The organism is Massilia agrisoli, from assembly GCF_020831365.1.
Taxonomy (GTDB): domain Bacteria; phylum Pseudomonadota; class Gammaproteobacteria; order Burkholderiales; family Burkholderiaceae_D; genus Telluria_A; species Telluria_A agrisoli.
Map to the genome: position 1 here is coordinate 274,224 of NZ_JAJHPV010000012.1, position 22,054 is coordinate 296,277.

The window sequence follows — 22,054 nt, forward strand, 5'->3', positions numbered from 1 at the left end:
TCCCGCGCAGGCGGGAATGGCGGAAAACTAGACTGCTGCGGCGAATGTGGCGCGCGCCTTGTGCAATTTCCTGTAGCTGTCGATCAGGCGGTGGTGGCGGTCGAGGCCTTCCAGTTTCATACTCGTCGGCGTCAATCCAAAGAAGCGTACGCTGCCGTTTACTGAGCCCAGCACCGCGTCCATCCGGTCATTGCCAAACATACGGCGGAAATTGACCACGTAATCATCCAGTTCCAGCTCGTCATCGAGCACCACCTCCAGCACCACATTCAGGGCCTGGTAGAACAACTTGCGTTCGACGGTATTGTCGTTGTACTGCAGGAAGGCGCCCACCAGTTCATGCGCGTCTTCAAGCTGCTGCAAGGCCAGGTTAATCAGCAGCTTCAACTCGAGCACGGTCAGCTGCCCCCACTCGGTGTTCTCGTCGAACTCGATGCCGATCAAAGTCGCGATGTCGGAGTATTCATCCAGCTCATTGTTTTCCAGGCGGTCCAGCAGCGCTTCCAGGCCGGCATCATCCAGGCGATGCAAGTTCAGGATATCGGCGCGGAACAACAGCGACTTGTTCGTGTTATCCCAGATGAGATCTTCTACCGGATAGATCTCCGAAAACCCCGGCACCAGAATGCGGCAGGCCACGGCGCCCAGCTGGTCATAGACCGCCATGTACACTTCTTTGCCCATGTCTTCGAGGATGCGCAGCAGGGTCGCGGCTTCCTCGGCATTGGAGTTGCTGCCCTGCGCAGTAAAATCCCACTCGACGAAATCGGCGTCCGCTTTGGCGCTGAAGAAGCGCCATGACACGATGCCGCTGGAATCGATGAAGTGTTCGACAAAATTATTAGGTTCCGTTACGGCGTTACTTGCGAAGGTAGGCTGGGGCAGATCGTTCAAGCCTTCGAAACTGCGACCCTGCAGCAGTTCGGTGAGGCTGCGTTCCAGCGCCACCTCGAAGCTCGGGTGCGCGCCGAACGAGGCAAAAACGCCGCCCGTGCGCGGATTCATCAAGGTAACGCACATGACCGGATAGGTTCCGCCCAGCGACGCATCCTTGACCAGCACCGGGAAGCCCTGCTCTTCCAGGCCCTGGATTCCCGCCAGGATGGCCGGGTATTTGGCCAGCACTTCCTGCGGCACATCCGGCAATGCGAGTTCACCTTCCAGGATTTCGCGCTTGACGGCGCGTTCGAAAATCTCGGACAGGCATTGGACCTGCGCTTCGGCCAGGGTATTCCCGGCGCTCATGCCATTGCTGGCGTAAAGGTTTTCGATGAGGTTGGACGGGAAATAGACCACCTCGCCATCCGACTGCCGCACATACGGGAGCGAACAGATACCGCGCGCGGCATTGCCGGAGTTGGTGTCGACCAGGTGCGAGCCACGCAGCTCGCCATCGGGATCGTAGATCGACAGGCTGTATTCATCGAGTATGTCGGCCGGCAGCGCGTCGTCCGGGCCCGGCTGGAACCAGCACTCGTTCGGGTAATGGACAAACGGCGCTTCGGCGATGTCCTCGCCCCAGAACGAGCCGGCATAGAAGTGGTTGCAATTGAGGCGTTCGATATATTCGCCCAGCGCCGACGCCAAGGCGCTTTCCTTGGTGGCTCCCTTGCCATTGGTGAAGCACATCGGCGAATGCGCATCGCGGATGTGCAGCGACCACACGTTGGGAACGATATTGCGCCAGGACGCGATTTCAATCTTGATGCCCCAGTCCGCCAACATCCCCGACATGTTCGCGATGGTTTGCTCCAGGGGCAGGTCTTTGCCAGGGATGTAGGTAGCCGAATCAGCACCGGGCCGCAAGGTCAGCAAGGCCTGCGCATCGGCATCCAGGTTTGCTACCTCTTCAATCACAAACTCCGGGCCGGCCTGCACGACTTTCTTGACGGTGCAACGCTCGATCGAGCGCAAAATGCCCTGGCGGTCCTTGTCGGAGATATCCGCTGGCAGCTCAACCTGGATCTTGAAAATCTGCTGGTAGCGGTTCTCAGGGTCGACGATATTGTTCTGCGACAGACGGATATTTTCGGTCGGGATATCGCGGGTATTGCAGTACAACTTGACGAAGTAAGCTGCACACAAGGCCGACGACGCCAAAAAATAATCGAACGGTCCAGGCGCCGAGCCATCGCCCTTGTAGCGGATAGGCTGGTCGGCGATCACTGTGAAATCGTCGAACTTGGCTTCGAGCCTCAGCTTATCGAGAAAGTTGACTTTAATTTCCATGAAAATTCCAAAAAATACGCAAAAAATGTAGAGCTATGCACCATGAAGTGGCGAACTGTCGTTCCCGCGAAGGCGGGATTCCATAGCTCGGACGATCAGTCAGGAAGCTGTTTATCGCTACGCTCACCTGGGTATGGGTTCCCGCCTTCGCGGGAACGACGTGTTACGGTGACACAGCAAAATATAAAGCCCTGTAAAGACAGGGCTTTATAGGTTAAATCAACGGCGATTTAGAAACCCCTACAGGAATCTCACTCCCACTCAATGGTCGCTGGCGGCTTGCCCGAAATATCGTAGACCACGCGGTTAATGCCGCGTACTTCATTGATGATGCGGTTCGACACCTTGCCCAGCAGGCTGTGCGGCAGGTGCGCCCACTGCGCCGTCATGAAGTCAAGGGTCTGCACCGCGCGCAGCGCGACGACGTACTCGTAGGTACGGCCATCGCCCATCACGCCCACCGATTTCACAGGCAGGAACACGGCAAACGCCTGGCTGGTCGCTTCATACCAGTTCTTCGGTGCTTCGCCCGCGTCGATGCTTTCCAGTGCAGGAATATCGCACGGCGTCTTGCGCAGTTCTTCGATGAAGATGGCATCCGCGCGGCGCAGCAGGTCGGCAAATTCCTTCTTCACTTCTCCGAGGATACGCACGCCCAGGCCAGGGCCTGGGAATGGATGGCGGTAGACCATGTCATGCGGCAGGCCAAGCGCCACGCCCAGCTTGCGCACCTCGTCCTTGAACAGTTCGCGCAGCGGTTCCAGCAGCTTCAGGTTCAGCGTTTCCGGCAGGCCGCCCACGTTGTGGTGGCTCTTGATGGTCTGGCCCTTCTTGCCCTTGCCCGCGCTTTCGATGACGTCCGGATAGATGGTGCCCTGGGCCAGCCACTTGGCGTTCTTCAGCTTGCCCGCTTCGACCTGGAACACTTCGACGAACTCGCGGCCGATGATCTTGCGCTTGGCTTCCGGATCGGCAACGCCAGCCAGGTGGCCGAGGAACTGGTCTTCGGCATCGATGCGCAGCACCTTCACGCCAAGGTTCTTGGCGAACATGTCCATCACCATCTTGCCTTCGTCGAGGCGCAGCAGGCCGTGGTCGACGAACACGCAAGTCAGCTGGTCGCCGATCGCGCGGTGGATCAGCGCGGCAGCCACGCTCGAATCGACGCCGCCCGACAGGCCGAGGATCACTTCATCGGTGCCGACCTGCTCGCGGATCTTGGCAACGGCTTCGGAGATGTAGTCCGGCATGTTCCAGTCCGACTTGCAGCCGCAGATCTCGTGCACGAAGCGGCCGAGGATGGCCTTGCCCTGCGAGGTGTGCGTTACTTCCGGGTGGAACTGCAGCGCGTAGAAACGGCGCTCTTCGTCGGCCATCGCGGCGATCGGGCAGCTTTCGGTATTGCCCATCAGCTTGAAGCCCGGCGGCATTTCCAGCACTTTGTCGCCATGGCTCATCCATACCTTCAGCATGCCGTGGCCTTCATCGGTGACGAAGTCGTTGATGCCGTTCAGCAGTGCGGTGTGGCTGCGCGCGCGCACTTCGGCATAGCCGAATTCACGCACCAGGCCGTTTTCGACCTTGCCGCCCAGCTGGGCCGCCATCGTTTGCATGCCGTAGCAAATGCCGAGCACCGGCACGCCCAGTTCGAACACGGCCTGTGGCGCGCGTGGCGAGTCGCCTTCGAGGGTCGAATTGTGGCTGCCCGACAGAATGACGCCGGCGGCGCCGTAGTTGCGGACGAATTCGTCGCTGACGTCGTACGGGAATACTTCGGAGAACACGCCGGCGTCGCGCACGCGGCGCGCTATCAGCTGGGTTACCTGGGAGCCGAAATCGAGGATGAGGATTTTAGAATGCATGGAGACCGATTAGATAGATGCGATGGGGCAAATGCAAACGTGGGCAGGAAACCCTGCCCACGCACTGACTGTTATTCCGAACGGTAGTTCGGTGCTTCCTTGGTGATCTGCACGTCGTGGACATGCGATTCGCGCATGCCGGCCGAGGTGATTTCCACGAACTCGGCTTTTTCGCGCAGCTCGTCGATCGTCGCGCAGCCGCAGTAGCCCATCGACTGGCGCACGCCGCCGACCAGCTGGTAGATGATCGCCACCACACTGCCCTTGTAGGCAACGCGGCCTTCGATACCTTCCGGCACAAACTTGTCGACGCGCGAACCTGCGTCCTGGAAGTAGCGGTCCGCCGAACCATCGGCCATTGCGCCCAGCGAGCCCATGCCACGGTACGACTTGTAGCTGCGGCCCTGGTACAGGATCACTTCGCCCGGTGCTTCTTCGGTACCGGCGAACATCGAACCCATCATGACGGTCGATGCGCCAGCTGCCAGCGCCTTCGATACGTCGCCCGAGAAGCGCACGCCGCCGTCAGCGATACACGGAACGCCAGTGCCTTCCAGCGCAGCCGCCACGTTGGCGATCGCGGTAATCTGCGGCACGCCCACGCCTGCGACGATACGGGTGGTGCAGATCGAGCCAGGGCCGATGCCGACCTTGACCGCGTCGGCGCCATGTTCAACCAGCGCCAGCGCCGCTGCTGCGGTTGCGATGTTGCCGCCGATGACGTCAACGTGCGGGAATTTGGTCTTGATCCACTTGACGCGGTCGAGGATGCCCTGCGAGTGGCCGTGGGCGGTGTCGACCACCAGCACATCCACGCCGGCCGCTACCAGCAGCTCGATGCGCTCTTCGTCGCGCTGGCTGACGCCCACTGCCGCACCGACCAGCAGCTTGCCGAGGGCGTCTTTCGATGCGAACGGGTGCTCATGCGACTTCTGGATGTCTTTGACGGTGATCAGGCCGCGCAGTTCGAATTCGTCGTTGACGACCAGCACGCGCTCGAGGCGGTGCTTGTTCATCAGGCGCTTGGCTTCGGCCGTATCGGCGCCTTCCTTGACGTACACCAGCTTTTCACGCGGGGTCATCTTGGCGCGCACTTCCGCGTCAAGCTCTTCTTCAAAACGCAGGTCGCGGTTGGTGATGATGCCGACCACGGTGTTGCCTTCAACGACAGGGAAACCGCTGATGCCGTACTGGACGGTCAGGGCGATCACGTCGCGGATCTTCATGGTTGGCGGAATCGTGATCGGGTCGCGCAGCACGCCGGCCTCGAAACGCTTCACGCGCGCCACTTCACGCGCCTGGTCTTTAGGACCGAGGTTCTTGTGAATGATACCGATGCCACCTTCTTGCGCCATAGCAATTGCGAGGCGTGCTTCGGTCACCGTATCCATCGCGGCGGACAACAGGGGAATGTTGAGCGCAATGTTGCGGGTCAGGCGTGTTTTGAGGGAGGTTTCGGCTGGCAGGATGTTCGAGTAAGCCGGAACGAGCAGCACGTCATCGAATGTGAGTGCTTTCTGAAGTAGACGCATAGTATTTCCTATAGGCGCAAAAGCGAATTATACAGAAGTTCCGGGCGACCGTCTGCAGCAGCCAACATTTCGGCCGAAAAGCATAGACGGGCGTTGACAGGCGGGCTCAAGCATGAGGAAATCGGAACAAAGCTTCTCTATGGAAATAATGCAGATGAATGTACTCTCCCCTTGCGTGCGCCTGGTGGCGGCGGCAACGCTGATGTTTGTTGCCGGTTTGGCACAGGCGCAATATGTGTGGATCGACGCGAAAGGGATCAAGCAGTTTTCCGACCGCTCGCCGCCATCTTCGGTGCCGGATAAGAACATCCTGAAGGCGCCGGGCCGGCCGGTCCTCACGATCGCGCCGGGCGACCAGGAGCAGCCTGCGCCGGTGTCCGTAGCCGATGCGGCCAAAAAGGCGCTGCCGACCATGGCCGAGCGCAACGTCGAGTTTAACAAGCGCGCCAGCGACAAGGCGGCGGCCGACAAGAAGAGTGCTGCCGAGGGGCAGGCGAAAGCGGCCAGGGCCGAACAATGCGCGGCGGCACGTGATTACAAGATGCAGCTGGACTCGGGCATACGCATCGGCACCGTCACCCCAAACGGCGAGCGGGCGTTCATGAGCGATGCAGAACGCGCCGTCGCGAATGCCAAGACCAACAAGGTTCTGGCCGCCTGCCGTTAATCAGGCGGCGGCCGCCTCTTCTCGCTGCGGCGGCGGCGCGAATCCTTTGGATCGGCGATGAGGGGGCGGTAAATCTCGATGCGGTCACGCTCGCGCAGCACCGTGTCGAGTGGCCGCTTCTTGCCGAAGATGCCGACGGGCTGGACCACCAGGTCAATGCCCGGGATGGCCTGCAGCACGCCGCTCTGGATGATCGCCTGCTCGATCGTGGTACCGGGGGCGACGGCCAGCTCGCGAAAATATTCCCGCAACGGCGCTGCGTAACACAGCTGCACGTTGACCAGGTCAGCCATACACGGTTTCTGCGCGCTTGCAGAAGGAATCGACCATACTGTTAGCAATCATGCCGAACACGGGTCCGATCAGTTGTTCGAGGATAATGCTCGAAAACTCGTAATGCAGGTCGAATTCGACCTTGCAAGCGTCGGGGCGCAGGGCTTTGAAGGTCCAGGTGCCGTCCATGACCTTGAAAGGGCCATCGACCAGCTTCATTTTCATCTGGGTCGGGCGAATATTGTGGTTTCGGGTTGTAAAGCTCTGGCGCACGCCGTGGAAATGGATCGCCAGGCAGGCGACCAGCGTGTCCTCGGTGCGTTCCAGGACTTTCACCCCGCCGCACCAGGGCAGGAATTTCGGATAATCTTCCACGTTCGCCACCAGGTCGAACATCTGTTCTGCGCTATAACCCAGAAAAACTGTTTTGTGCACTACTGCCATGAGTCAGCCGTTTGTTATGATGTTGGATATGTTGCATTAGTAGTTTAACCGAACCGCGCCATTTCGCTATTTCATGAGCATTGCAGACAACAGAAAAGCATTTCACGACTACTTCATCGAAGACCGCTACGAGGCCGGCATTGTGCTGGAAGGATGGGAAGTCAAAGCCATCCGCGAGTCGCGCGTCCAGATCAAGGAAGCCTACGTCGTCGTGCGTGGCGATGAGCTCTATCTTTTCGGCGCCCACGTCAGCGCCCTCAACACCGCGTCGGCCTTCAGCCACCCGGAAGCCATCCGCACGCGCAAGCTGCTGCTCCACCGCGCCGAAATCGACAAGCTGATCGGCAAGGTCGAGCGCTCCGGCTACACCTTGGTGCCTTTGAATTTGCATTTCAAGGGTGGGCGGGTCAAGTGCGAGATTGGCCTCGCCAAGGGCAAGAAGCAGCACGACAAGCGCGCCACCGAAAAAGACCGCGACGCCAAGCGCGAAGTGGCCAGCGCGATGAAGCAGAACACCCGCTAACCAGCGTCTTTCCCATTCGGGATCAGACCACCACGTTTCTAGAACATTTCGCAAATTCGGGGTCAGACCACCGCATTTCACAAATTCGCGCAAATTCGGGGTCAGACCACCGCGTTTTTAGCGCAAATTTGGGGTCAGACCACCGCGTTTTTAGAATATTGCGAAAAAACGGTGGTCTGACCCCGATTTTGGCAACTATTGCGAAAAAACGGTGGTCTGACCCCGATCTTGCGAAAAAACGGTGGTCTGACCCCGATTTTGGAAATTCGAAGAACGGTGGTCTGACCCCGATTTTGGAAATTGTTGACGGCCGCCGGGGTCTGTCCCCGGGGACGGACCCCGAAGTTTTTGTTTATTGCTGCGGAGCCTGGACGCGCAGGCTGAGGCGCCAGCACAGGAAGCTGGCGACCAGCCCGGCCATCACGCCGCAGGCTAGCTTGAGCGCGCTGTCGAATAGCACCGGCGCGAGCAGGCCCGATACCAGCGCAAACGCCATCATCTGGATGAACGAGAGCATCGATGAGGCGAGCCCGCGGTTGGCCGGGAACAGCGCCAGCGCGCCGACCTGGATCGCGGGCATCGCTACCGCCAGCCCGAACGTGTAAATCATCAGCGGCAGCACCGCCCACGGAATGTCTGCTACAAACAAGGCGTTGTAGCCGACATTGAGCACGCTCGCCAACGCCATCACGGCAAAGCCGAGCCATACCATGCGCGCGGGCTTGATCTTGTCCGCTTTCTTGCCGCCCCACGCCGAGCCGATGACCATGCCGCTGATGAGCGGCACGAACAGCCAGCCAAACGCCGTTTCCGGCAGCTTCAGGATCTCCAGGATAAAATTCGCCGCCGATCCGATGTACAGCGACAGCCCCCCAAACGCCATGCCGACCGCTAGCGACAGCAGCAGGAACTGCGGGTTCTTCAGCACTTTCAGGTAGTTTTTGGCGATGGCTACGCCGTGGAAGGCGTGGCGCTGCTCTTTCGGCAGGCTCTCGGGCAGCATCCGGTACACCAGCGCAATCAGCAGCGCGCCAAACACGGCCAGGAAGATGAAGGTCGAGCGCCAGCCGAACGTCACGTGCAGCCAGCCGCCCAAAATCGGCGCAATCGCAGGCGCAAGCCCGAATACCATCATGATGTGCGACATGATCCGCTGCGCGTGCGACTGGTCATGCGAGAACCGGTCCTGCACGATCGCTTGCCCGATCACCGAGCCGGCGCCCGCCGCCAGCCCCTGCAGCGCGCGGCATACCAGCAGCCAGCCGAAGGTGGGCGCAAACGCCGCGCCCAGCGAGGACAAGGTATATACCGTCAGCGCCACCAGGATCACCGGCCGGCGCCCGAACGAGTCGGACAGCGTGCCGTAAAACAGCATCATGAAGGCGAAGGTGAATAAAAAGACGCTGAGCGTCTGCTGCACGGCCAGCGGCCCAACCGCAAACTCCCGACCGATGGCGGGGATGGATGGCAGGTAGGTGTCGATCGCAAGCGCCCCCACCATGCCCAGGAGAGCCAGAATAACCGTCAACAGTCGCTGCATGCAATGCCCTCACAGAGTCCGGCACCGCAGTGTGCGCGCCATCAGAGGGCGAGATTTTACGGGAATTTCCGAAAGATTACCGATGGCCCAACTTTTACTACCGTTAACGGCGCTCCTATTCTTTATGCGATCTCAACGCGCCCTGCCGGATCACACCGGATCATCACGGTTGTGTCCGTCTGATTTGATATCGCTGGAGCCTACCATGAACGCCTTCCTCCGCCACCTGACCGGGACCCAGCCCTTGCCGGCCCGCCCCGAGCTGCCGGTCGTGCATGTCCCCTACTATTACGAAGTGCGCAGGCTGGTGGCAGATGTCGCCACGCTGCGCGCCGAAAACATCGACCCTAACCTGGTCAACGCCTGGGGCATTGCCTTCAATCCCTTCGGTTTTGTGTGGGTGTCCGACGAGGGCACCGGCCTGTCGACCCTGTACGACGGCGACGGCCATCCGCAGTCGCTGGTCGTCACGATCCCGCCTCCTGCCGGCTCCACCGCCCGCGGCGAGCCGACCGGCATCGTGTTCTACGGCGGCGGCGGTTTCGTGGTCAGCAACGGCAGCTCGTCGGGCCCCAGCCGCTTTATCTTCGCGGGCGAAGACGGTGTAATCTCAGGCTGGGCGCCGAACGTCGACTTCACCAACGCCATCCGCGTGATCGACAATTCGCCGCTGGGCGCCGTCTACAAAGGCCTGGCCATCGGCGCCAGCGGCCAGGGCGCGCTGCTGTACGCGACCGACTTCCATAACGCCCGCATCGACGTGTTCGACGCCACCTTCCAGCCCGTCGTGCTGCCCGCCCGCGCTTTCCAGGACCCGCACCTGCCGCACGGCTTCGCGCCGTTCGGCATCCAGGCAATCGGCGGCGATATCTATGTGACGTATGCAAAGCAGGATGCGGACCGCGACCATGAAGTGCCAGGCCGCGGCCTCGGACTCGTGTCGGTCTTCAGCCCGACCGGTGAATTCGTGCGCCGCCTGATCACGCGCGGCGCCCTGAACGCACCGTGGGGCCTGGCCCTGGCGCCAGCCAGCTTCGGCAAGTTCGGCAACCGCCTGTTGGTCGGTAATTTCGGCGATGGAGCCATCAACGCCTACGACATCGCCAACGGACGCTTCGCCGGCCGCCTGCGCGGCACCGACCGCGAGCCGCTGCGCATCGACGGCCTGTGGGGACTCGCCTTCGGCAATGGCGTCAACAACCAGCCGCTGAACACCTTGTTCTTCACGGCCGGTCCGGGTAACGAAGAACACGGCCTGTACGGCCGCATCGACGTGGCCCGGGACGACACCCAGGCCGATGTCCAGGACGTTGAGTGATCAGTCGAGCGCCATCAGGAAGCGCGACCCGCGCGGCATCCAGTTGCCCTTGATATCGGCCGAGACCAGGACACGCTCGGCCCTTCCGATCAGCAGCTCGCGCTTAACAAAACCGATAAAGCGCGAATCCGCGCTGTTGTCGCGGTTATCGCCCAACATCATGAACTGGCCCGCCGGTACCGTCACCGGGCCGAAGCTGCGCGCCGCTTTAATCCCAGGCATTACAAGGATTGGACGCTGTTTGCCGCCGGACGTTTCGGTCAGCTGGAGCGCGTCCGTGTAAGTGGTGGTGGACCCGACCTGCTCGGACACCTGGCCCACCATGTCGTATGCCGCCTCCTGGCCATTGATCACCAGGCGCTCGTTGCGCATCTCGACCACGTCGCCCGGCAGCGCAATAAGGCGCTTAATCAGGCGCGTGCCGTCTTTCGGAGAGCTGAAGGTGACCACATCGCCCCGCGCCGGCTCGCCCAGCTGTGCCACGACCACGTCCGTCAGCGGCACCTTCAGGTTGTAAGCAAGGCGGTTGACCAGCACGACATCGCCTTCGAGCAGGTTGGGCCGCATCGACCCCGACGGAATCGGGTTCCAGTCCGCCACCGCGGTGCGGAACACACCGAAGAGGACGAGGAAAACGAGGAATCCCTTGTTCGCGCTAATCCAGCTTTTCATTTCAGGCCCCATCTGTTGTTGGTATGCCCGCAGTTATACGCAGTTAGTCTTTAGCCAAGCTTAAAACAGGAGCCAGACCAACGTCGTTCCCGCGCAGGCGGGAACCTATAGCACCTGTGAACGGCGGCGCTATGGATTCCCGCTTTCGCGGTATGACACTGCCACGGGTGCCCGGGTCAGCGCTTTAATCCGTACCACGCGCAAGCAGCGACGGGCACGCCAAGCGTCACCGCCGACAGCGCATCCCAGACGCCATCGCCAAGCAGCGCGGAGATGAGGCCAACCGTCGTCAGCGCCCCAAATACGATGGGCGCGCGCCAGGTACTGTGTGTCGGTCGATTCATTGTGCCTCCTTGCGTGCACAGGCCGGTTGCGGCACGTTCAGCGATGGCAGCGGGGCCTTGGCCTTCACTACCCTCGCGCGCTTGACCCACAGGTACAAACCGCTGCCCAACACGATGATGGTGGCGATGTCGAGCATCGCCCATAAAAACTGCATCCACGCGCCGCCGTAGTCGCCGAAGTGCAGCGGTTGCGACACCAGCAGCGCGGTCAGGTACCAGGGCAGCGTGCGCCGGTCGGTCATCTCGCCTGTTTGCGCGTCGATCAGCGCGGGCCTGTACAGGCGCGACGAAAACGCTTCGTCGCCGCGCATGAAGACCCCGTAGTGATGCGGCGTAGCGAACGGCGTGCCGGGGAACGCGACGAAGGCAACTTCCATCCCCGGCTCGGATGCCAGCGCCAGCTTGACCGAGCGGTCCATCGAGGCCAGCGTCTTTGGTGCGCCTATGCCCTGGTATGGCTTGACCATCTCTGCCAGTTCGGTCGCCTGCCAGTACTTCAGCAGCACGTCGGCCCAGGTGTTGATCATGCCAGTCGCGCCCACCACCAGCGCCCAAACCAGCGTGACGATGCCAAGCACATTGTGCAGGTCCAGCCACTTGGTGCGCGCCGAGCGGTCGCGGCGCACCGTGCCGAATTCAAGCTTGCGCATGAACGGCGAATACAGCACCGCGCCCGATACCAGCGCCACCAGCAACAGTAAGCCCATCAGGCCGAGGAACAGCTTGCCCCAGATGCCGGCGAACAGGTCGACATGGAGGTGGAACATCGTCGACATGAAGGCGCCGCCCTCGAACGCCGGCTCGGTGATCACCTTTGCGGTGCGCGCGTCGACGGCGATCGGCTTGTAGTTCTCGTCGGTCGGATGGTCGCCCAGGGTCAGGTTCCAGATGTTCGGCTCGTCCGCTTCCTGCGACATGTACATCATGATCTTCCCCGGGTACATCGCCTTCCCCGCCGCGATCACGTCGTCGAGGTTCGCCTTCGGCGTCCCGGCCGGCATGGCCGGCGCCTCGACATCGTTACCCAGCAGGTGGCCAATCTCATGGTGATAGATCAGCGGCAGGCCGGTCAGGCAAAGCAGCAGCATGAAAACGGTGCAGACAAGGCTGCTCCATTTGTGGATCCATGCCCAGCGGCGGACAGTAAGAGGAGTCATCAGGAATGCATCAGAAGGGTATATCCCTCGATGTTAATGCAAATCGTTCTCATTTACAAGAAGCGGATTGCGCAGTACAATGAGAATCGTTCTCATTATGACAAAGAAGCTTCCATGCACACCCTCCCCTTCAAGCTGTCTCCCCTCGCCCTCGCCGCCCTGGTCGTTGCCAGTCCCGCTGCCCACGCACAGACCGCCACCGGCGATGCCGCCGTCATGCCGACCGTGGTGATCAGCGCATCGGCCGACGCATCGGCGCAGGGACTGCCGTCTGTGTTCGCCGGCGGCCAGGTCGCCCGCGGCGGCCGCATCGGTTTGCTGGGCAATGTGGATGTGATGGATACCCCGTTCAACACCACCAATTACACGCAGGCGCTGATCCAGGACCAGCAGGCGCGCAGCGTGGCCGACGTGCTACAGAACGATCCGTCGGTGCGCGTGGCGCGCGGCTTCGGCAATTACCAGGAGCTGTATGTGATCCGCGGCTTCGCGGTGAACTCGGACGACCTGGCCTACAACGGTTTATATGGCCTGCTGCCACGTCAGTTCGTCGCCTCCGAGCTGCTTGAACGGGTCGAGGTCTTCCGCGGCGCGAACAGTTTCGTCAACGGCGCAGCGCCGGGCGGCGGCGGCATCGGCGGCTCGATCAACCTGCTGCCCAAGCGCGCTGCCAACACGCCGCTGACCCAGTTCACGCTCGGCGCTGAAAGCGGCGGCCAGGCTTACGCGGCGGCCGACATCGGACGCCGTTTCGGGCCGCAAGACCGCGCCGGTGTGCGCATCAACGCAGTCAAGCGCAAAGGCGACACCGCCATCGACCGCGAAGAGCGCGAACTGAGCCTGTTCTCGGTTGGCCTCGACTACCGTGGCGATAAGGTGCGCGTCTCCGCCGACGCCGGCTACCAGGACCACGCGCTGGACAAGGCCCGCCCGAGCGTGACCCTGGGCGCGGGCATCCCGGTTCCGGCAGCGCCGGAAGGAACCAGCAACTGGGCGCAGCCGTGGACCACGTCCACCGAGCGCGACACCTTCGGCACCTTGCGCGCGGAAGCCGACCTTGGCGGCGACACGGTGGCGTGGGGCGCATTCGGCGTGCGTTCGGGCGACGAGTTCAACATCCTCGCGTCGCCAACGGTCGGCAAGGCCGACGGCAGCGCCGTGATGTACCGTTTCGACAATGCCCGCACCGACCACGTTCGCACAGCCGAAATCGGCGTGCGCGGCAAGCTGCGCACCGGGACGGTCGGCCACACGCTGAGCGCCACGGCGTCAGGTTTCTCGCAGAAGTCGCGCAACGCCTACGCAATGAGCGACTTCTTCACCGGCTTCGCCACCAACCTGTACCGGCCGGTCGATGTCGCCGCGCCTGCGGCCAACTTCTTCACCGGCGGCGACATGAACAACCCGCTGCTGACCCAGAAGAGCGTGTTGTCGAGCTACGCAGTGGCCGACACGATGGAGCTCGCCGGTGGCAAACTGCTGGTGACTGTCGGCGCGCGCCGCCAGAACATCAAGGCCTACAGCTACGACTACAACACGGGCGCCGAGAATGCTGCGTACGACCAGGGTGAAGTCACGCCGGTCGCAGGCATCGTGTACAAGCCATGGGCAGGCGTCTCCGTCTACGCGAACTACATCGAAGGCCTGCAGCAAGGGCCGGTCGCCTCCGGCGCCAATATCGACAACGTGGGCGAGGCTTTTGCGCCGTTCACGTCCAGGCAGAAGGAAGTGGGCGTCAAGTATGACGCGGGCAAACTGGGCATGAGCGCGGCGTTGTTCACCACATCGCAGCCATCGGCGTATGTCATCGAGCGCCGTTTTGGCGTGTACGGCGAGCAGCGCAACCGCGGACTGGAGCTGTCGGTGTTCGGCACGCCAGTGCGCGGCGTGCGCGTGCTGGGCGGCCTCACCCTGCTCGACGCGGAGCAGCGCGTTACCGCTGGCGGCATCAACCAGGGCAAGGACGTCATCGGTGTGCCTGACACCCAACTGAACCTGGGCGCTGAGTGGGATGTGGCGGGTGTCGATGGATTGACGCTGACAGCCCGCACGCTGTACACCGCGGGCCAGTACGCGGACGGCGCCAACCTGCAGAAGCTGCCGTCGTGGGCACGCCTCGACCTTGGGGCAAGCTACGCCACCCGCATCGCTGACCGCGCTGTCACGCTGCGCGCCCGTGTCGACAATGCGACCGGCAAGGATTACTGGGCATCGGCGGGTGGCTACCCTGGCGCCGGCTACCTGGTGCAAGGCGCAGCGCGCACGGTGGCGGTCTCCGCATCCGTCGACTTCTGAACCCCGTCGTTCCCGCGAAGGCGGGAATCCATACATCAGGGGCTAGACCTCTCAGCATAGGTTCCCGCTTTCGCGGGAACGACGGTGATACGTTTTACCTTGGCTTGGCGTCGTCCTTGACGGCCGCCAGCGCCATGTCCTCCACAACACCGGGCGCGACCAGCTTCAGGAAGCGTCCGACCTTCGACTTCAGCGTCATCACCACCTCGCGCTCACGCTTGTTCATCCCCGCGATGATCAGGCGCGCGCACTCCTCCACGCTCATCGCATCATCTTCCTTCAGCTTGCTCACACCAGCAGGTTTGCCTTCAGCGTTAAACCCGCGCACGCGAATTTTGGTGGCCACCACGCCCGGATAAGCTGTCGTCACACTGACGCCTGCGCCTTTGAGCTCCATGCGCAAGGTCTCGAAGAAGCCGGTCATCGCAAACTTGGTCGCCGCATACGCCGTCCTGCCCGGCACCCCCACCAGGCCGACAATCGACGACACCGCGACAATAGAACCCTTCGACGCCTTCAGGTGCGGCAGCGCCGCGTGCGTGCACCACACGCTGCCCCACAGGTTGATGCGCATGAGTTCTTCGTACCAGCCCAGGTCCGCGACTTCTTCGAACAGCGCGTGCGCGGAGCGCCCCGCATTGTTGATCAGCGCGTCGATGCGGCCGCACCGCTCGACCGCCTGGTCAACCAGCCGGATACATTGCTGCTGCTCCGTCACATCGGTCGGCGCCACCAGGACCTGCGCGCCGAAGGCCTCGCACTGGCCAGCCACTTCCGCCAGCATCTGCCCGTTCCGGGCCGCCAGCACAAGCGCCACATCGCTGCCGTGCGCTTGCGCAAGCTGGCGCGCCATCTCGGCCCCGATCCCGTCGGAAGCGCCGGTGATGATGACGACCTTCATCAAGTCTTTTGCGCTTTGGCGATCTGCATCGCGCTGGCAATCAGCCCGCTCATGTCCGACAAGTTGGCCGGCACAATGATCGAGTTGTTCGTCTTGGCCAGGTTCTCGAACGCGTCCACGTACTGCTCCGCCACCTTCAGGTTGACGGCTTCCGTGCCGCCCGGCTCGCGGATCGCCGCGCCGATCTGGCGCAGCGCATCGGCGTTCGCTTCCGCCAGCGCCACGATGGCCTTGGCCTGGCCTTCCGCCAGGTTGATCGACGCCTGCTTTTCGCCTTCGGACCGGGCGATGGCAGCTTCGCGCTCGCCGGTTGCGATGTTGATCTGTTCCTGCTTGCGGCCTTCGGACGCGGCAATCAAGGCGCGCTTCTCGCGTTCGGCGGTAATCTGCGCCTGCATCGCGTGCAAAATCTCCTGCGGCGGCGTCAGGTCCTTGATCTCGTAGCGCAGCACCTTCACGCCCCAGTTGGCGGCCGATTCGTCGATCGCATTGACGATGGTGGTGTTGATGTGGTCGCGCTCTTCAAAGGTTTTGTCGAGCTCCATCTTGCCGATCACGGAACGCAGCGTGGTCTGGGCCAGCTGGGTAATCGCCGCCAGGTAGTTCGACGAGCCGTACGAGGCGCGCATCGCGTCGGTGATCTGGAAGTAGAGGATGCCGTCCACCTGCAACTGCGTGTTATCGCGCGTGATGCAGACCTGTGGCGGCACGTCGAGTGGAATCTCCTTGAGCGAATGCTTGTACGCGATCCGGTCGATGAACGGCACCACGATATTGAGCCCCGGGGCCAGTGTCGCATGGTACTTGCCGAGCCGTTCCACCACCCACGCATGCTGCTGCGGCACCACGTTGATCGTCTTGAACACGAATACCAGTGCGACGATGAACAGAACCGTCGCTACGCTGCCAAAGAACTCCATGTTTGAACCTCTTTCAGTTTGATTATTATGAATTCGCGACGATCAGGCGATTGCCCTGTACTTCGACAATCTTGAAGCTCCCTGCTTCGGCAATGGCGCCCTGCCCCAGTTCGACGTCCCACAGCGCGCCCCGGTACATCACGCGCGCCTTGCCACCCTGCCATTCGGCGACCGTCAGGCGCTGGCCGATGTCGATGTTCACGTTGTGGTCGCGCGCGGGGTTTTGCTTGGCCGGGTGGCCAAAGCGGCTGCGGTGCAGCACGCCCGTCGCAATCACACCGACCACCGCGGCCACGATCGTCTGCGCCGGCACCGACATGCCAAACAGCGCGGCCAGCGCACCGAAGCCCAGGCCGATCGCAATCATCAAGAGATAGAACGTCCCGGTGAACATCTCCAGCACCACCAGCACACCGGCCATGATCAGCCATAACACCCAGTCGTTCATTTCACCCTCCTTGGGTAATGCGGATTCAAAATGCAAAAACCCCCGAAGCCGGTGAGGGCTGCGAGGGTTCCTGATGCGATCGTATAAGTTTTTATAATGTCGGGATTCGCTAAGTTGATACCCGTAGTGTAGCCATATTTAGCGAAGTGTCAACATCATCCTTCCTTACATGGCCGCGAGCTTTTGCCAGGTTTCGACGACCGAGTCAGGGTTCAGCGACATCGACTCGATCCCTTCGGCCATCAGCCATGCGGCGAAGTCCGGATGGTCCGATGGGCCCTGGCCGCAGATGCCGATGTACTTGCCCTGCGCGCGGCAGGCCTTGATCGCCATCGACAGCATCGCCTTGACGGCCGGGTCGCGCTCGTCGAAGTCGGCAGCCAGCAGCGCCATGCCCGAATCGCGGTCCAGGCCCAGGGTCAGCTGGGTCAGGTCGTTGGAACCGATCGAGAAGCCGTCGAAGTGCTTGAGGAATTCGTCGGCCAGGATGGCGTTCGAAGGCACTTCGCACATCATGATCAGGCGCAGGCCGTTTTCGCCGCGCTTCAGGCCATTCTTGCCCAGCAGGTCGACCACCTTCTCGGCCTGCCCGATGGTGCGCACGAACGGCACCATGATCTCGACGTTGGTCAGGCCCATGTCGTTACGCACGCGCTTCATCGCCGCGCATTCCATTTCGAATGCACCGGCAAAGTCGGCCGCCAGGTAGCGCGCCGCGCCGCGGAAGCCCAGCATCGGGTTTTCTTCGTCCGGCTCGTAGCGCGAACCGCCGATCAGCTTCTTGTACTCATTGGACTTGAAGTCCGACAGGCGCACGATGACCGGCTTTGGCCAGAAGGCCGCGGCGATGGTGGCGATGCCTTCGGCCAGCTTGTCGACGTAGAAAGCCTTCGGCGATGCGTGGCCGCGCGCGACCGATTCCACCGCCTTCTTCAGGTCCGCATCGATGTTCGGGTACTCGAGGATCGCCTTCGGGTGCACGCCGATGTTGTTGTTGATGATGAATTCAAGGCGCGCCAGGCCGACGCCTGCATTCGGCACCGACTGGAAGTCGAAGGCCAGCTGCGGGTTGCCGACGTTGAGCATGATCTTGGTTTTCAGCGGAGGCAGTTCGCCGCGCGCCACTTCCGACACTTCGGTTTCCAGCAGGCCGTCATAGATGCGGCCTTCGTCGCCTTCGGCGCACGATACCGTCACCAGGGTGCCGTCCTTGAGGATGTCGGTCGCGTCGCCGCAGCCGACCACCGCCGGTACGCCCAGCTCGCGCGCGATGATCGCCGCGTGGCAGGTACGGCCGCCGCGGTTGGTCACGATTGCCGATGCGCGCTTCATCACCGGTTCCCAGTTAGGGTCGGTCATGTCGGCCACCAGCACGTCGCCCGGCTGCACGCGCTCCATTTCAGACGGGTCGGTGATGACGCGGACCGGGCCGGCGCCGATCTTCTGGCCGATTGCACGGCCCGAGGTCAGCACGGTGCCGCTGCCTTTGAGCTTGAAGCGCTGCTGCGCGTCGGTCGACTTCTGCTGCGACTTCACCGTTTCCGGGCGCGCCTGCAGGATGTACAGCTTGCCGTCGCGGCCGTCCTTGCCCCACTCGATGTCCATCGGGCGGCCATAGTGGTTTTCGATGATGACGGCGTACTTCGCCAGCTCGACGACTTCCGCATCGTTCAGCGAGTAGCGGTTGCGCATCTCGATCGGCACGTCGACCGTCTTGACCGAGCGGCCAGCCTTGGCTTCATCGGTGAACTCCATCTTGATCAGCTTGGAGCCGATGTTACGGCGAATGACCGGCAGCTTGCCCTGTTCGAGCATTGGCTTGTGGACGTAGAACTCGTCCGGGTTGACCGCGCCCTGCACCACCGTCTCGCCCAGGCCGTAGCTGGAGGTGACGAACACCACGTCCTTGAAGCCGGACTCGGTATCGATGGTGAACATCACGCCGGCCGCGCCCAGGTCGGAACGGACCATGCGCTGCACGCCAGCCGACAGCGCCACCTCAGCGTGGGTAAAGCCCTTGTGCACGCGGTACGAGATCGCGCGGTCGTTGTACAGCGACGCGAACACGTGCTTCATCGCCTCGAGCACGTTGTCGATGCCGACCACGTTCAGGAAGGTCTCCTGCTGGCCCGCGAACGAGGCATCCGGAAGGTCTTCCGCCGTGGCCGAAGAACGCACCGCGAACGACATCTCCGTCGTCGAATCGGCCACCAAACGCTCGTAGAACGCGTGGATCTCCTGTTCAAGGCGCGGCTGGAACGGCGTTTCGACGATCCACTGGCGGATCTCGGCGCCGGCCTGGGCCAGCGAACGCACGTCGTCGATGTTCAGGCCTTCAAGGCGGGTTGCGATGCGGTCGCCCAGCGATGGGCCGCCGTCGATGCTGTGATCGAGGAAATCGCGGAACGCCTGCGCGGTGGTGGCAAAGCCGCCCGGCACGCGCACGCCGGCGTGCGCCAGCTGGCTGATCATCTCCCCGAGCGAGGCGTTCTTGCCGCCGACGGATTCGACGTCCGTCATGCGCAATTGCTCGAATGAAGCGACATACACGCTCGAATCGGCCTGGTCGGGCTCCTTCAGTGCAGCGTTAGACAAGTTGGTCATGGTATTACCTTTAGTGATGATAGAAATCTTCGCGTGAGGCAGTGCTGCCCAACTCCGGGCCGCCCGGTATTCTTGTTATTCTTGGCGTGGTACAGCACAATTGAATCCGTTGCAGAGCATTTTACAGCCTGTGCGTGTAATTTACAGCGCACAACCTTGAATCATTGGCATCCAGATAACAAAATGACATTAGAAACCCGCCCCCCTTTGCCGACTTCGGCGCGCACCGTCTTTTTCGTCTCGGATGGCACAGGCATTACAGCGGAGACCTTCGGGCACGCGGTGCTCACGCAGTTCGAGATGAGGTTCCGCCAGGTGCGGCTGCCGTTTATCGACACGCTCGACAAGGCCTACGACGCCAAGCGCAAGATCAACGAAGCGGTCAACACCGACGGACAGCGGCCCATCGTGTTCTCGACCCTGGTCAAGCACGACCTGTCGCAGGTGATCCGCCAGGCGGACGGCATGCATATGGACCTGATCCAGACTTTCGTGGCGCCGCTGGAGCAGGAGCTTGGCATGAAGTCGACCCACACGGTCGGCCGCTCGCACAACATCGTCGACAGCGAGGAATACAAGAACCGCATCGAGGCGATCAACTTCTCGCTTGCGCACGACGACGGGCAGTCGCACAAGAATTTGTCGGACGCGGATGTGATCCTGGTGGGCGTGTCACGGTCGGGCAAGACGCCGACCAGCCTGTACCTGGCGATGCAGTACGGGATCAAGGCGGCCAACTACCCGCTGATTCCCGACGATTTCGAGCGCGGCAAGCTGCCGTCGTCGCTGCCGCCGTTCCGCCACAAGATCTTCGGATTGAGCATTACGCCGGAGCGCCTGTCGGAGATCCGCCATGAGCGCCGCGCGGGCAGCAAGTATGCATCGATCGAGAACTGCCGCTATGAGGTGAACGAGGCGGAGCTGATGATGAAGCGCGAGGGAATAAGGTGGCTGTCGTCGACCACCAAGTCGATCGAGGAGATTGCGACGACCATCCTGCAGGAGATCAAGCCGGACCGTCGGGACTATTGACGTCAAAACGGCGGATGCGGCCTCCGGCCTTATCCGCCCTACGATTCGCCGCGGGCGGTAGGGCGGATAAGTGAAACGCATCCGCCGGCATACCACTAAAAGAAATGCCGCCAATCCTCCAGCCACCCCGGAAACGCTTCCGCTTCCATCGGCTTGGCGATATGGTAGCCCTGCGCATACGTGCACCCGAGCCCCTGCAGGAAGTCCCAATCCTGCTTGGTCTCGACGCCCACCGCGACCGACATCCGGTCCAGGCTGCGCGCCAGCCCGAGGCATGAACTGAGCACCGTCCCCAGCGCGCGCTTCTTCGAGGCGCCATCGACAAAGCTGCGGTCGATCTTCAGCTCCGAGAACGGCACCCGCGCCAACAGCTGAAGGTTCGACCTGCCGGTACCGTAATCGTCAATCGCCAGCCCGAAGCCCATCATCCGCAAGCGCACCAGCCGCTCAAGGAAGGTCGGGTCGGTCGTCAGCACCGACGACTCAGGCATCTCGAACGTAATATAGTCAGGCATCACGCGGTGCCGCTGCACGCATGCCGTGATCTGCTGGATGAATCCCGCATGCGCCAGCGTCTCGGGCGCGAGGTTGATCGAAATCGGAATCGGCGTGCCCTTGTCCTGGAACTCGCGGCAGCGTTCGACCGACTTTTCGATCATGGTCCAGTCGAGGAAGTCGATGCGGTTGTGCTGCTCCAGCGCGTCGATAAACGCATGCGGACCGAGCACGCCATGCTCCGGGTGCACCCAGCGCGCAAACGTCTCCAGTCCCTTGACCTGGCCGGTGGCCAGTTCGATCTTCGGCTGGAAGTACGGTTCGAACTGGCGCGCCTGCAGGCCGATGCCGATATCCGAAAACGAAAAGGTCGGCCCGCGCGGGCGTTCCGAGCGCTGCGGCGGCGGCACGTAATTTTCTATCAGCGCCTGTAAGCGCGAAATAGTCACCGGCTTGGCGATGGTGCCGAGCAGGTCGAGGCCATAGGCCTGCGCCATCGTTTCGACCGAAAACAGCAGGTTCGATGGCTGCGCGCCGGCGACGATGACGCGGGTGCGGCAGTTCATGCCGGCCAGGGTGCGGATCAGTTCCAGCCCGTCCATGCCGGGCAGCCCCAGGTCGACGATCGCGATATCCACCGCCGGCGCGAACGATTCGTTCAGGAAGCGCAGGGTCGAATGGCCGTCGGGTACCTCTGAAACCTGGCTGGCGCCCAGCTTGCCGAGCATGTCCACGACCGCGAGACGCTGGGCCTGGTCCGCTTCGGCTACCAAAAAATGCAAATGGGCGATGTCCACT

The 22,054-nt window shown here is 62.1% G+C and carries 19 protein-coding genes; 5 read left to right on the forward strand and 14 right to left on the reverse strand.

The window, feature by feature from the left end; translation table 11 throughout:
- Positions 1-27: 27 nt before the first annotated feature.
- From LMJ30_RS08660 to guaB, 3 genes are all read right to left on the reverse strand, one after another.
- Complete coding sequence (locus tag LMJ30_RS08660; protein WP_229431939.1) at positions 28-2,229, reverse strand: OsmC domain/YcaO domain-containing protein; 2,202 nt, start codon at positions 2,227-2,229, stop codon at positions 28-30.
- Positions 2,230-2,480: 251 nt separating this feature from the next.
- Positions 2,481-4,091 (reverse strand): glutamine-hydrolyzing GMP synthase, encoded by a 1,611-nt coding sequence (gene guaA / locus LMJ30_RS08665; RefSeq protein ID WP_229431940.1) that lies wholly within the window; start codon positions 4,089-4,091, stop codon positions 2,481-2,483.
- 71 nt (positions 4,092-4,162) lie between these two features.
- Positions 4,163-5,623 carry an IMP dehydrogenase gene (gene guaB / locus LMJ30_RS08670; RefSeq protein ID WP_229431941.1) on the reverse strand — a complete coding sequence of 487 codons (1,461 nt, stop codon included), beginning with the start codon at positions 5,621-5,623 and terminating at the stop codon, positions 4,163-4,165.
- Positions 5,624-5,735: 112 nt separating this feature from the next.
- Between guaB and LMJ30_RS08675 the strand changes: the two genes are divergently transcribed.
- Entirely contained in the window at positions 5,736-6,290 is a 555-nt protein-coding gene (locus LMJ30_RS08675; protein ID WP_229431942.1) for a DUF4124 domain-containing protein, read from the forward strand.
- Here the strand turns inward: LMJ30_RS08675 and LMJ30_RS08680 are convergent.
- Together LMJ30_RS08680 and LMJ30_RS08685 are read right to left on the reverse strand one after the other, a co-directional pair.
- A complete protein-coding gene (locus tag LMJ30_RS08680) occupies positions 6,287-6,583 on the reverse strand; it encodes an RnfH family protein (RefSeq protein WP_229431943.1) in 297 nt (98 codons plus the stop codon). The genes LMJ30_RS08675 and LMJ30_RS08680 overlap by 4 nt on opposite strands.
- Entirely contained in the window at positions 6,576-7,007 is a 432-nt protein-coding gene (locus LMJ30_RS08685) for a type II toxin-antitoxin system RatA family toxin (RefSeq protein ID WP_229431944.1), read from the reverse strand. The genes LMJ30_RS08680 and LMJ30_RS08685 overlap by 8 nt, the downstream gene beginning before the upstream one ends.
- 73 nt (positions 7,008-7,080) lie before the next feature.
- Here LMJ30_RS08685 and smpB point away from each other — a divergent pair, with 73 nt between their 5' ends.
- Entirely contained in the window at positions 7,081-7,530 is a 450-nt protein-coding gene (gene smpB, locus LMJ30_RS08690) for an SsrA-binding protein SmpB (protein WP_229431945.1), read from the forward strand.
- A gap of 352 nt (positions 7,531-7,882) precedes the next feature.
- Here the strand turns inward: smpB and LMJ30_RS08695 are convergent, their stop codons facing one another.
- On the reverse strand, positions 7,883-9,070 hold the full coding sequence (locus tag LMJ30_RS08695; protein WP_229431946.1) for a multidrug effflux MFS transporter: 1,188 nt from the start codon (positions 9,068-9,070) through the stop codon (positions 7,883-7,885).
- 205 nt (positions 9,071-9,275) lie between these two features.
- Between LMJ30_RS08695 and LMJ30_RS08700 the strand changes: the two genes are divergently transcribed.
- The gene (locus LMJ30_RS08700) at positions 9,276-10,388 is read left to right on the forward strand and encodes a TIGR03118 family protein (RefSeq protein WP_229431947.1); all 1,113 of its coding nucleotides are present in this window, start codon (positions 9,276-9,278) and stop codon (positions 10,386-10,388) included.
- On the opposite strand, the gene lepB is transcribed toward LMJ30_RS08700, so the two are convergent.
- The 3 genes from lepB to LMJ30_RS08715 form a co-directional block, all read right to left on the reverse strand.
- Positions 10,389-11,060 (reverse strand): signal peptidase I, encoded by a 672-nt coding sequence (lepB, locus tag LMJ30_RS08705; RefSeq protein WP_229431948.1) that lies wholly within the window; start codon positions 11,058-11,060, stop codon positions 10,389-10,391.
- Positions 11,061-11,236: 176 nt separating this feature from the next.
- The gene (locus tag LMJ30_RS08710; protein ID WP_229431949.1) at positions 11,237-11,404 is read right to left on the reverse strand and encodes a hypothetical protein; all 168 of its coding nucleotides are present in this window, start codon (positions 11,402-11,404) and stop codon (positions 11,237-11,239) included.
- Complete coding sequence (locus LMJ30_RS08715; protein WP_229431950.1) at positions 11,401-12,561, reverse strand: PepSY-associated TM helix domain-containing protein; 1,161 nt, start codon at positions 12,559-12,561, stop codon at positions 11,401-11,403. The genes LMJ30_RS08710 and LMJ30_RS08715 overlap by 4 nt, the downstream gene beginning before the upstream one ends.
- Positions 12,562-12,675: 114 nt before the next feature.
- Between LMJ30_RS08715 and LMJ30_RS08720 the strand changes: the two genes are divergently transcribed.
- Entirely contained in the window at positions 12,676-14,856 is a 2,181-nt protein-coding gene (locus LMJ30_RS08720; protein WP_229431951.1) for a TonB-dependent receptor, read from the forward strand.
- Between the two features lie 94 nt (positions 14,857-14,950).
- Here the strand turns inward: LMJ30_RS08720 and LMJ30_RS08725 are convergent, their stop codons facing one another.
- From LMJ30_RS08725 to ppsA, 4 genes are all read right to left on the reverse strand, one after another.
- Entirely contained in the window at positions 14,951-15,757 is an 807-nt protein-coding gene (locus tag LMJ30_RS08725) for an SDR family oxidoreductase (protein ID WP_229431952.1), read from the reverse strand.
- The gene (locus LMJ30_RS08730; RefSeq protein WP_229431953.1) at positions 15,757-16,677 is read right to left on the reverse strand and encodes an SPFH domain-containing protein; all 921 of its coding nucleotides are present in this window, start codon (positions 16,675-16,677) and stop codon (positions 15,757-15,759) included. The genes LMJ30_RS08725 and LMJ30_RS08730 overlap by 1 nt, the downstream gene beginning before the upstream one ends.
- A gap of 25 nt (positions 16,678-16,702) precedes the next feature.
- Positions 16,703-17,125, reverse strand: coding sequence for an NfeD family protein (locus tag LMJ30_RS08735; protein WP_229431954.1), 423 nt, complete (start codon positions 17,123-17,125; stop codon positions 16,703-16,705).
- A 165-nt stretch (positions 17,126-17,290) separates the two neighbouring features.
- A complete protein-coding gene (gene ppsA / locus LMJ30_RS08740) occupies positions 17,291-19,729 on the reverse strand; it encodes a phosphoenolpyruvate synthase (protein WP_229431955.1) in 2,439 nt (812 codons plus the stop codon).
- 183 nt (positions 19,730-19,912) lie between these two features.
- On the opposite strand from ppsA, the gene ppsR reads away from it, so the two are divergent.
- Positions 19,913-20,761: a posphoenolpyruvate synthetase regulatory kinase/phosphorylase PpsR gene (gene ppsR / locus LMJ30_RS08745; protein WP_229431956.1), complete on the forward strand. Its 849-nt coding sequence runs from the start codon at positions 19,913-19,915 to the stop codon at positions 20,759-20,761.
- A gap of 95 nt (positions 20,762-20,856) precedes the next feature.
- Here ppsR and LMJ30_RS08750 read toward each other — a convergent pair whose 3' ends face one another.
- Positions 20,857-22,053 (reverse strand): EAL domain-containing response regulator, encoded by a 1,197-nt coding sequence (locus LMJ30_RS08750; RefSeq protein ID WP_229431957.1) that lies wholly within the window; start codon positions 22,051-22,053, stop codon positions 20,857-20,859.
- Position 22,054 lies beyond the last annotated feature (1 nt).